Source organism: Kitasatospora sp. NPDC048540, assembly GCF_040651175.1.
Lineage (GTDB): Bacteria > Actinomycetota > Actinomycetes > Streptomycetales > Streptomycetaceae > Kitasatospora.
This window is the reverse complement of record NZ_JBEZIR010000150.1, coordinates 8,859-20,327: the sequence shown is the minus strand read 5'-3', so window position 1 is coordinate 20,327 and position 11,469 is coordinate 8,859. Positions and strand designations below refer to the sequence as shown.

The following is an 11,469-nucleotide window of genomic DNA, read 5'->3' as shown; positions in this document are numbered from 1 at the left end:
CCTCGCTGTTCGCCCGCTTCGCCTCCCGCCAGGACGACTCCCCGCAGATGAAGATGATCGCCGCGCTGCGCAACCAGTTCGGCGGCCACGCGGTCCAGGGAGCAGCGGAGCATGGGTGAACTCCTCGTGCTGCGCCACGGCGAGACGCAGTGGTCACGATCCGGACGTCACACCGGGCTCACGGACATTCCGCTCACCGCACGTGGGGAGGAACAGGCACGGTCGGCCGCTGGTCTGCTTCACGGCAGACGGATCGGCCTGGCCCTGGTGAGCCCGCTGCGACGCGCGGTACGGACCGCCGAGTTGGCCGGTCTCGGCGGATTCCAGCTGGATCCGGATCTCCACGAGTGGGACTACGGCCTGTACGAGGGGGTCACCACCGCGCAGATCGAGAAGACGAGACCGGGCTGGAACCTGTGGACGGACGGTGTCCCGGACCGGGGGCCGGGAGATCCGGGCGAGGATGCGGAGAAGGTGGGACGCCGAGTGGACCGGGTCCTGCGAAAGGTCCGATCCGCCATGACCGACCAGGACGCGGGTGAGGACGTCATCGTCGTCGCCCACTCGCACGTCCTGCGGGTGCTGGTCGCGCGGAGCCTGGGACTCGCGCCCGGTGGTGGCGCGCTCTTCCAGCTCGGCACCGCGGCGATGGGGACGATAGGCACCGAACACGGCCGAGCGGTCGTCACCGGCTGGAACATCATCTCCGTCGACGGCTGATGGAGCTGCGGCCCCGGCCCGCTCGCTCGACAGCGAATCCGGGCACGCGTCCGGGGCCGCTACGGCGGTCCTCACTCCCCGCTCCGTATGCCCCGGCGATGCCCATGCCGCTGCCCGAACCGGGCAGTCGGACCCAATTCGAGCACAGCGGTGTGAGGCCGTCGGACCTTCCATCGACCAGGGCCGACCGCCCGCCCGACGGAGCAAGAACCCATGCCGGTACCCGCCTCCGGTCAGGTCGAACTTGAGGTAGGTGCCGCTGGCGTCCTGCTCGCCGCCGACCTGTGTGCCGAGCCCGAAGTGCGTCCGAGGTGGGTTCGGTTCGAGCAGGACCGCCGACGTGACGGGAACGGCCGTCTCGATCTCCAGGTCGCGCAGATCGCTTGAGATGTTCGCCCTCCAGGTGTCGACGGAATCCTGTTCGTGGCGGGCGGGCGGGCGGGCGGCGGGCGGGCGGGCGGCGCGGCGAGCCGGTGGGGCTGCGCACACCTGGCCACCGTCACGCCGCACGGTGACGAAGTGACCGCGCCACCCGTCATCGGTCAGTCTCACGTGGCCGTACTCCTGCCGGCGTGATGCCCCCCGAGCCCGTCGATGAGGTCCAGGTGGTCTCCCCGGCCCGGGAACGTCATGTCTCTCCCTCGGCGCCGGGCGAGCCGGAGAGCGCCTGGACGTCCCTCGCCGTAGAGCGCCGCGTTCCCGAGCCGTAGGACGTTCGCGCAGCCGGCCCGGCAACGCATCTGAGTCCGGCGTTGCGCTGTCACACCGGCCCGGACCGGGCGGCGCGGTGGCGATACAGCGTCGTCTCCACGACCCGGTCCGCTCCGGGACCGGGTAGGAGCCCGGCGACGACCTACTCCCGCATCGCTCCTTCCATTTCCATCAGCCGGCGGTGGTCATTCGGCCGAGGGAGCCGCCGGGGCCGACTTGTCGAACATGCCGCACACTGCGGCTGTCTGAAGCTCCTGCGCAGCTCGTGCGAGCTCGGGGAAAGCCGTCTGAGTCTCGGCGAACGCCTCCGTCAAGATGACGATCGACGCCGTACGAGTGCCCGTCGGATCGGTGGCATTGGTCGTCAGATAACCGGGGATGCCGCCGTCGTGGGACCACACCGTGCCGCAGGCCGTCTGGCCGGTCTCGATGCCCAGCCCGTATCCGGGCCCGTCCGGCTGGTCCGGGAAGATCGGCACCGTGGCGCGCATCTGCGCCAACTGCGCGGCGGGCAGCAGCTTGCCGGCGAACAGCGCATTGTAGAACCGGTCCCAGTCGGCCGCGCTGGACACGACCGCGCCGGCCGCCCCGGCCCACCAGGGGCTGTTGGCGGAGACGTCCACATGGCCGTCGTGGCGGGCTCCGCCGTAGTTCCTGAGCTCGTCCGGTACGTCCGGCGGCATGTGGGCCGCATCGGGTTCGTAGCCATGGGCGTGGGGACCTCGCCAGGTGGAGCCCGTGGCCAGGTAGGTGTCCTTGAGGCGGAGCGGCCGGGCGATGCGGTCCTGGACCAGGTCCGCCAGACTCTGCCCCGTGACCTTCTCCAGGACGGCGCCGACGGCGATGTAGTTGGTGTTGCTGTACGACCAGCTCGAACCAGGTGCGAAGAGCGGATCGTGCCCGGTGCCGAGGTCGAGCAGTTGCGCCGCGGATCGCGGCCTGCGGTCCGTGCCCAGGATCGAGGTCAGCATCACGGGGTCCTGCGTGTAGTCGAACAGGCCGCTGGTGTGGTTCAGCAGCATGCGCAACGTGATCGCGCGGCCGTTGGGTATCCGGCCCGGCAGCCACTTGTCCACCGGGTCGGTCAGGGTGAGCTTGCCCTCACCGACCAGTTGCAGGACGAGGGTGGCCATCATGGTCTTGGTGTTGGATCCCATCCGTACCTCGTCGTCCACCTGGATCCGGTGGTCCCGCAGGGTCCAGGTCGCCTGTTCGGCGATCTCGATCGGCTCGCCACGGCCGTCGTCCACCCGCACGATGACGCCGGGTGCGCCGGCGGCCACCAGTGCCCGTGCCAGCCGGTCCAGTCGGGCGCGCTGCTGTGCCTTGCTGCCGGGCCGGGCGTAGTACCCCTCGGCGGGGGAGGGGCCGGAGACCGGTGCGGCGTTCGTGGGTACGACGTCCGCCGAGAACGTGGTCGCCTTCTCGGCGTTCGGAGTGCGGGCGGTGCTCGCCTCCGCCTGCCCGGGCGTACCGAGGACGGCGACCAGTCCGGACACTGCGAGGAGGGACGCGACCGTGGTGCGGCCGGCCCGGTGCCGACGAGGAGCAGGGCTGGTACGCGCATGTCCGTGCAGGCCGGGGCGAGGCGATTCGGGCTGGGGTTCCGGTGTCATGCCCGCACCCTTCCAGGCCGGCGGCCCCTCAGTCACTGGGGTGCACCACACACTCGGGGGTAGGGCTTGCCCCACGCCGCCACGTCGTGCAGGCCGCCACGTGCCGAAGGCGGGCTAAGGATCCCCTACGGGAAGCATCGGGATAACTTTGCAAAGCCTTAAGAAAGCTTCTATATGATGACCATTCGGGAGTTATGGCTGCTAATCGAGGACGCAATTCCACGCGGAGTGGTCTCTGCCCGTTGACCGGCGTGCTGTGCTGCCGTTCACCATCGAAGCGTCAGTGAACCAGGAGAAGTAGGTTGTCCGCACCGACCGGCATTTCGCTGCAAGGCCGCCATAATCCACTCCAACTCTTCCTTTCTTTCGTGCCTCTGACGGTGGAGGTCGACGGCACGGCCGAGAGTGGATCATGGCGCAACCGTTTCGTCCCGCTGGCCCCTGGTGTGCACCAGGTCACGGTCTTCTTCCGGTACATGTTCAAAGCGCGGTGCTGTGAGGCCACCCTCAGGATCGAGGTCGCAGACGGCCAGGAGATCTCACTGGAGTACCGTGCGCCGCAACTCGTCACCTCACCGGGAAGTCTCACGTTCGCCCGTTAGAGGTCCGACCGCTTCGATCGCTCACCGTCCGCAACGCGATCCCGTCTCGGATCCTTCCTCGAGGGAGACTGCATGCGTCCGCTTCTGCTAGGTCTGGTCATCGCCGGTTCTGCGATCTCCATTGCCGCGTGCAGCAGCGGCTCACCCCCCCAGCCATCAGGCCTCGTCCGGGAGCGCGCCGTCGGTCCCCGGTGCGCCGTCGGTGTCGTATCCGCCGTCGTTCGCCACGGATGTCCAGGTCAAGCTCGTCGCGTGGTTCCAGGACAGCCGTCACCGGCAGGGAATGGAAGCAATCGACCACGCCGTCGCCTCCTTCACCCGCAGTGTGGCCGTCGACCCGGTCACGCCGGACGACTTCGAGCGGATCCGGTCGGCGTGCAGCGACCTCGACCACGATCTCAGCCTCACCAAGGAGTTCGACCCATGCCAGAACCGCAGACCCAGGCACCGTGGTCGCCGGTACTCACGAGCCTGCAACGAGCTGCCGCCGACTGCCTCTCCGCACCGAGCTGAGGACGGGCGACGAAGGTCACCCGCACCGGGTGCACCGGTCGTTCTGACGTCTCCACCATGACTGGACGTGCCGGCTCATGAAAGAACATCAGCTCCGGGTAGGAGCCGAAGATCCGTGCGGCCCTGTGCCCTTCCGGAGCGTCCGGAGCGGGAACCGCGGAGCCCGGGTCGCCGCCCGGCCGACTCCGGCCGGTGGTTCCACGGCCACGAGTGCGGGATTGCGACTATCCGCGGTGAGGATTTCCCCCGGCCTGTGCCGGGGCCTTCGAACTACGACTGTGAGGGCGTGACATGGGAGTGCAGGCGTTGCCGCGTGAATACCGGGTCGAGGCACGCAAGGCGACGGTCGTCATCTCGACCGCGGGGTTGTCGGTATTCGTTCTACTGCAACCGTTATGGGCGAGCGGTTCCATCGCGGGGTGGGTGAAACTGCTGGCCGGGTCGTCGCTGCTGGTGCTCTTCGGGAAGCTGCTGGTATCCGTTCGTGGTTACAGGACCACGGTGGATGTCAAGGGAATCCACGTTCGCGCAGGTCGCACTCGGACGCTGGGATGGAGAGAGGTGCAGGGCATACGAGCCAGTCCCAACCCGAGTGCCGACCTCTCCCCCAACTCACCCAGAACGATCGTGTACGCGTACGACAGCAGGGGCGGACGGCTGCAGCTGATGCACGTGGATGACCGGAACGTCGACGTCGATCGGGAGGTTGCGATCATCCGGGCCGCGTGGGTCGAGCTGCGCGGCGACGACTGGGTGCCCAGGGCGGAGGTCTGGCAGCGGATCCGGTCGAACGACCGGCGCGAGGCCCGAACGTTCCGGTGGATGGTCCTGCTCGCCACTCCGGTCGTTCTCGGGCTGCTGCTGTGGTGGGTAGCGCTACGGATCACCCGCTGAGCCCGGGTCCGTTCGCCCTCGCGGTTCTGCCCCCGGTCGACGGGCGTTGTACGGAGATGCCGCTCCGACCGATACCGAGAGCAGGACGAAGCCTTCCGCCGGGCATCGCCCGCTGCGACGTCCACTCGTACCCCAGCCGGTCCCGACCGAATCACGCCGACCAGAGCTGTCTCGGACCGCGCCGAACCCCCGCACCCGTGCGGGACGAAAGAACCTCGAAGGGACACACCGTGCGAGAAAGGTGTGGTGATGAGACGCATTGTCGTCGGTGCCATCGGATGTGCAGCGTACCTGGCGGTCCCCCAGGCGGTCTTTGCGCTCGACAGCTGGATGCGGGACGGTCGGCCGGTCCGCATCAGTTCAGCGGTGCGTGAGGTCGTCGGCGACGAAGTACAGGGTGTCAACACCGGCCCCTGGCGTGGATGATCTCCGGTCTCTTCTCCGTTGCCTGGCCGATCGTGATCATCGGGGCGATCTGGGAGAAGCTCCTGGGCCGTGGTCCTCAAACTCACCGTCGAGCCGGCCTTCATGGCCGTTGAGGCCCGCAACGGCCTGAACGGCAGGTGGGAGACGGTTCCGCTGGCGTTCCGTAAGCAGCGGGGCAGGGGTGTCCGCTCGGCCGACGTCATCTGGAGGGTCACGGTCCGGCGGGGGAGTAGAAGGACGTCCACCTGCTCCTGGGCGCCCCGATGGGCAAGCCGCATGCCGGTGCGGCCAACGGCGGCGCCGGCCCGCCCGCCACCCTGCATTCGGAGGTCAAGGGCTGATGGCAGGAGTTCCCGCTCGAGCCGGCCGTGCAGGACACCCGATACCGTCGAGGTCGGCGTCATCTCCAACGACGTGGTCGGTCTACCAGGGACGCCGTTGCAAGTGGTGAGCCGGTCGAGTTCGACGCGGTGCTCAGGAGCCTGACGCCGTCCGCCTGCACCAACCTCGGCAACGTGCTGTTCGCCGACGCTCACGCCGAGGTCGACGGCCGTCGTGCCGGCGACCTCTGGACCGTCCTGCCCGCGGTCACGGTGCCCGGTGAGGACAACGGGCTCGGTGGTCTCTACCTGGACGGCCGCGCCCCCGGTCCGGGCACCGGCCGGCCACGACCGGTGTCGGGGAGTTCGTCGTGCCGGTAGTAGGGGGTGCGGACGGCGGCGCCGGCGCCCCGGTAGGCGCGGTCGGCGAGGGCGAGGATCTCGCGGGTGCGGCAGCCCTGGACGATGCCGTGGGCGCGGGCCGCGGTCAGGTCGTGGATGCGGCCCGGCAGGGGCAGGGATTCGGGCAAATTTGGTTACCCAAACGGCAATGGAGTATTTCGGGATGGGCATATAGCTTGAATGATCCGGTCGATCGGCGACGAGAAGGGTCAGGACTTGTGGAAGTTGTTTCGGAAATGTTCGCGAGCGACGCCGTGGCATACTTCGCCGAACTCGGACCCAAGACGAGATATAACTTCGACTTGCAGCAGATGCTCGCTGCGTGCTGCTATGCAGTCGACTACGGTGATATTTTCAACAGTGAAGTACTGGGGCATCTCGTCTCCAGCGCATGGATCGAGACTGGGTCGGACGAAAAGAACCTCGCAGAAATTGCACGCCTCGGTCAGGCAACTCTTGAGAGATTCAATGCACTTGAAGAATTGTGGATTGAATTCAATGCCACATGGGAAAGGGTCGGGCCGAAAACGCTCCTAGGTATATCAACCCAGGATCCAGATCATGTAGCATTCACCGAGGCAAGGGAAGCCCTGGCGAGTCTTAGCAAGACCACGCCACGCGCACTCCTCGCTCACTTCGATGCAAAGTATGCTCACATGTGAATCAACTTCTGGACCATTCTCGGGCCGAACCGCCCCGGGTTCGATAGAGACTCGATTTCGTGTCAGGATTCGAGTCATGGCACGTCCGTTTTCCTACCCGTCTGAGCTTCGCCGTCGTGCGGGACGCGCCGTGGACACCGGCTGCCGCCCCCTGCACTTCGCCGGCCGCCCGACCCCCGCTACGGGAAGGCCGAAGCGCTGGCATGGGACCGCATGCATCCCAGGCTTCAGCGCTGCGGCCCTGGCGGGAATACACCTTCGCCCGCGCCCGACGCGTCCACATCCGCGGCCGCCCCGGCTCGCAACAGGCCCTGACGCCGACTGCTGTTGATCTTCACGAGCACCTCGGCCGCGCGCCATGTGTCTCCGGCCGCGGGCCGCCGGCGCCGCAGCCCGTTCCCGTAGGCCTGCCCGATCTTCAGGCACCACCGGCGCACCGTCTCGTCCGAGACGGGCACCCCGCGGGTGGGCGTCAGCCCCCCGACCTCACGGAAGCCCAGTCCTTCCACCGCCTGCCTGCGGTCGTCAAGGCCATCGCCGATGGAAGAGATTCAGTCACGTCTGCTTCGCTTTTCGCAGGGCCTTGTAGACGACCTCGGCCTTGCCGGTGTGGCCGATGCGTTCAAGGCCCAAGCCGAACATGCGGGCAGTGGTTTTATCCGGCACTTGACGGATTATTGACGTCAGGGCGGCGTCGGGTAGTTCAGAAAGGAGGATGGCCTTTCTCGCCCAGTTCATTATTGTGAAGGTTTTGGCGGCGTGGCCGGGTTCCATGGCGGGGATGATGGTCGCGGCCAGTTCCGTTCTGCCCGCCTCGCACAAGATCTGGAGCAGCTCACTGGCCGCCCTTGCGGAGGATTCTCGGGCTATCGCCGTCAGGGTGGCGTGGGGCAACCGCAGCAGGAGAGTAGTCTTGATCGCCTCGTCCATTATTGTGACGGTTTTGGCGGCGTGGCCGGGTTCCATGGCGGGGATGATGGTCGCGGCCAGTTCCGTTCTGCCCGCCTCGCACAAGATCTGGAGCAGCTCACTGTCCTCCCTTGCGGAGGATTCCCGGGCTATCGCCGTCAGGGTGGCGTCGGGCAACCGCAGCAGGAAAGTAGTCTTGATCGCCTCGTCCATCGCCATGACGGCCTCGGCGGCAGCGCGGGGTTCCATGGCGACGAGGAAGATCATGGCCTGCTCCGTCCGGCCGGTTTTCCACAAGGTCCGGAACAAGGTGCGAGCAAGCCATGTAGAGGCCATTGCCGTCAGGGTGGCGTCGGGCAGGTGATCCAGGAGGGCGGCCTGACGCTCCGGGGCCATCGCATCGAGGCCTGCTGCGGCGGCCTCGGGGGTCATCGTCCCGAGAGCGGCCGCGGCCTGCTGGGGGTTCTCGCCAGCCAGTCCGTTGAGGAGTCGCGTGAGCAGGGTGGGGCGTTCGGCGCCGAGGAGGCTGAGCATCTCGTCGAGGACGGGTTGTCCGGGGCCGTGGAGTGCGTTGTGCAGGAGCCGGGCGAAGTGTCCGTCGGCGTCGCCGCCGTCGTGGGTGTCGAGGCGGATGAGGGAGGAGGCTCCCAGGCGTGCTGCGCCGTCGATCGGTGCGGCGAGAAGGATGTTGACGAGCAGGGCCGTTCCGTCGGCGCCGTTGAGGAGCAGTTGTGCGCCCAGTCTGACCACGGCTTGTCGGTATTGGTCCTGGCCGATGAGGGAGGTCATCATCGTGCCCGTGGCCTGGGGGGCTCTTCCCTGGGCGATCGTGAGGAGCCCGATGAGGGTTTCCGGGTGGTCGATGCCTTCGTTGATGATGCCGCCGTAGATCTCGGCGGCGGTCGCCGCGTTGAGGAGCGACTCGGTGAGCATGATTCGGTTGTCGGGGTGCGCGGCCAGGCGGATCGCGGTGGGGAGCATGGCCTTGGGGTGGGTGAAGGCGACTTCCAGGACGCTCTCGGGTTGCAGGGCCCCGTCGGGGACGGAACGGACGAGGTGCCTCAGGACTTCGACGGCTCCTGCGGGGGATTGTTTGGCGACCGAGACCAGGAGTGCCGCGGCGGCATGGATGTTGTGCAGATCGTTCAGCGCTATTGCCAGCTGGATCCACTGCCCTTGGGTGGTCAGGGACTTCCCCACTGTGTCCAGGATGCCCGGGTCTGCGGTGGCCAGCGCCCGGGCCAGGCTGTGGTACTCGGCTGGATGGCCTTCGCGCAGCCGGGCGAGCAGCCGGATCAGGCGGGGTGCGCCGGCGGTGTCCCAGTCGATGGCGGTGAACAGCTCGGTCGCTGCCGCCGTGGGGAGGCCGCCCAGAAGATCCGCGACTTCTGGCTCACCCTCGCGCAGCATCAGCTCGGCCACCTTGGCCATGCGGGCCGGGAACGACCTCGCCGCCGTGACGGCCAGGTCATACCCGTTGGGGATGTCGTCGTCCACTACCGCGGTCAGGGCCGCGTAGGCCTGCTCCGGGGCGAAGCCGACGAGCACCAACGCACCGGCCTGTGCCTGCAGATCCCTCACGAGGAACCAAAGCGGTACACCTGCCTTGACGGCTTCGGGTGCGATCTCCGCGTTCAGGTCGTCACCGAGCCCGGACCACACCACACGGCCCACCGAGTCGGAGGCGTCCAGGAGACCTTTGAGAGCGGCCGCCGCCACCTGCATCCCGGTGGTGAAAGCCACCGTCCGCAGCACCTGGACCGCCTGAACAGGCCACGTCCACGCAAGCGCCGCCCCCACCGCCGCCGATGGAGCCTGCCCGTCACAGAGCCACAACCCCACCGCCGTCGCCATCTTTTCCGTGTTCGCCCTGACTGCCGCCGCCAGTATCTGCTGCCACGTATTCGGCGCGCTCACCCTCAACTGCGGCAGGACCAGGTACGTTCCGTACGGCTCATTTTCCGCCGCGCCGGCCAGGACGGCGCCGGCGTACTCGGGGTCGGGCACCGCGGACAGGACCTCGGCCACCTGGTGGGCCCGGCCGGCCGCAAGTTCCAACACGTAAGGGCAGGTCCGGTGGTCGCAGACCAGGGCCGCGCCCACCGCCGCCCTCGTGCGATCATCGGCGACGGCCACGTCGATGAGGGCTCGGCCCAGGTCGTCACGGAGAACGGCGAGATCGGTGACGACGGACGCCACGTCTGAGGCGGGCATCGTCCTCAGCCCGGCCCAGAGCAGTTCGACATCATCGCCGGGTGTGAACACCTCGACGATGAAATCCGCAAGGCCTCCGACGGCTCCCCCGTTATTCAAAAAATAAGTGATCGGCGTGCCAGAGTCGATGGCGTCCTCAACTAGGGAAGGTGGATCGTATCCATACGGATACTCCATGGTGGTACACCTCGCAGAAGATCATCGCCATTCCCGGAATCCACCGGACGCGAGGATCGGCGCGCGGTCAGGGGTCCGGCGGCCACCCGATACACGCACCGTGGACACCCAGATATACAGCGCGACCCGGCAGCCCTGACTGTCCGGACGGGCATGACTTCAGGAAGCGCGCCGCGCCCCATTGCTCTTGCAAGGCCTGATTCTGCGGCATTCACGCTGGTCGGCCACGCGGCTGTAGATCACGCGATCGCGGACTCCACGAACTCGGGGCGCCCAGGTATCCGCGATAAGGCTCCGTTCCGTAGTCGGCAGTGACGCTGCGTGCTCATATTTTTTTGGGGGGGGTGGAGGTCGAATCAGGCGGTCGTGCATCTGACGCATGATCCACTTGGTGTGGGCTCGCGTTCGGCATGTCGGGCGGAGAGCCGATTGCCGAGAGCAGCCGGGCGTGTGGCACCTCGCGGCTGACTTTCGCCGATGAGCCCGGGTTGGGGGAAGCACGCCCGCAAGCCGCACGGGTTCTGGTGGGGTCGGTGACGCTCCTCGGCGAGTGTGTCCACCTGTACGCCGCGGGGGCACCGGCGGTTCATGCCGGCCGGGCTGTGGCGGCCGCAGTGCCTCAGGTGGCCGGGGTCGTCCAGGGGGCCGGGCGCGTCGTCGGGGTGCAGGGCCACGGTGTCGCGGGCCCCGCCGGGCGCCAGGAACTTGTCGCTGTCCGGATTCCCGAGGGCCGGGCCTCCGGGGAAGGCGACGGCTACCCGGTCGCCCTGTCGTGTCGGGGTCCTTGGCCTGCCCCGCTCCAGCTACTACAGCTGGCTGGCCGCCCGATCTGCTGCCACGCTCCGTCAGATGGGGCCCCAAAACCAGGCAGGCCGAACGTAACGATCACCTCCGACCCGACGAACACCCCGCAGCAAAATGCGCAACAGAGTCGGTTCCTCGCGCAGAGTCCTGGCGCGCCCTGGGCAGATGACTCAGCCGACGCCAAGATCCCCGGCAGGGTCAAGCCAGGCCGCCCACCGCTCCGCGTCACGCAACATCTCCACTAGGACGACAACGAGTCGACCACTCGGAAGACATGACGCTCACCCGTAGTACGGGGTTGATTAACGGCCTACTCCGCTTGTCCGGCGAGGCTCGGGACTTCTACGGATGAAATGCCTGGCCGATCCCGCTCGCCGAGCTGAAGACGGTACGGGCCCCGGACGAGGAAAACTTGACGACATAGATGATGCCCGTACCGGGGCGGTAGCAGATGAGGTGATCGGCCCTGCCGCTCCCCGTGAAATCGAACGGAACGACA

6 protein-coding genes and 2 pseudogenes are annotated in these 11,469 nt (G+C 67.6%); 5 read left to right on the top strand and 3 right to left on the bottom strand.

Annotated features, from left to right (window positions below):
• Positions 1 to 119: pseudogene (locus AB0D08_RS35750) on the top strand (6-phosphogluconate dehydrogenase); the annotation flags it as partial.
• Positions 112 to 720 (top strand): histidine phosphatase family protein, encoded by a 609-nt coding sequence (locus AB0D08_RS35745; protein ID WP_359894466.1) that lies wholly within the window; start codon positions 112 to 114, stop codon positions 718 to 720. The pseudogene AB0D08_RS35750 and the gene AB0D08_RS35745, both read left to right, overlap by 8 nt.
• Positions 721 to 1,616: 896 nt before the next feature.
• Here AB0D08_RS35745 and AB0D08_RS35740 read toward each other — a convergent pair.
• Entirely contained in the window at positions 1,617 to 2,930 is a 1,314-nt protein-coding gene (locus AB0D08_RS35740) for a serine hydrolase domain-containing protein (protein WP_359894464.1), read from the bottom strand.
• Positions 2,931 to 3,349: 419 nt separating this feature from the next.
• On the opposite strand from AB0D08_RS35740, the gene AB0D08_RS35735 reads away from it, so the two are divergent.
• Both AB0D08_RS35735 and AB0D08_RS35730 read left to right on the top strand, forming a co-directional pair.
• Entirely contained in the window at positions 3,350 to 3,649 is a 300-nt protein-coding gene (locus tag AB0D08_RS35735; protein WP_359894462.1) for a hypothetical protein, read from the top strand.
• An 804-nt stretch (positions 3,650 to 4,453) separates the two neighbouring features.
• Positions 4,454 to 5,056, top strand: coding sequence for a hypothetical protein (locus AB0D08_RS35730; protein WP_359894460.1), 603 nt, complete (start codon positions 4,454 to 4,456; stop codon positions 5,054 to 5,056).
• 1,102 nt (positions 5,057 to 6,158) lie between these two features.
• Here AB0D08_RS35730 and AB0D08_RS35725 read toward each other — a convergent pair.
• A pseudogene (locus AB0D08_RS35725) lies at positions 6,159 to 6,311 on the bottom strand (IS5/IS1182 family transposase); the annotation flags it as partial.
• A gap of 111 nt (positions 6,312 to 6,422) precedes the next feature.
• Here AB0D08_RS35725 and AB0D08_RS35720 point away from each other — a divergent pair.
• On the top strand, positions 6,423 to 6,866 hold the full coding sequence (locus tag AB0D08_RS35720) for a hypothetical protein (RefSeq protein WP_359894459.1): 444 nt from the start codon (positions 6,423 to 6,425) through the stop codon (positions 6,864 to 6,866).
• A 555-nt stretch (positions 6,867 to 7,421) separates the two neighbouring features.
• Here AB0D08_RS35720 and AB0D08_RS35715 read toward each other — a convergent pair.
• A complete protein-coding gene (locus AB0D08_RS35715; RefSeq protein ID WP_359894457.1) occupies positions 7,422 to 10,166 on the bottom strand; it encodes a hypothetical protein in 2,745 nt (914 codons plus the stop codon).
• Between the last annotated feature and the right edge of the window lie 1,303 nt (positions 10,167 to 11,469).

Bases quoted from the DNA above. Each gene is read 5' to 3' on its own strand.
- AB0D08_RS35730 (WP_359894460.1), top strand. From the start codon at position 4,454: ATGGGAGTGCAGGCGTTGCCGCGTGAATACCGGGTCGAGGCACGCAAG.
- AB0D08_RS35745 (WP_359894466.1), top strand. From the start codon at position 112: ATGGGTGAACTCCTCGTGCTGCGCCACGGCGAGACGCAGTGGTCACGA.
- AB0D08_RS35715 (WP_359894457.1), bottom strand. From the start codon at position 10,166: ATGGAGTATCCGTATGGATACGATCCACCTTCCCTAGTTGAGGACGCC.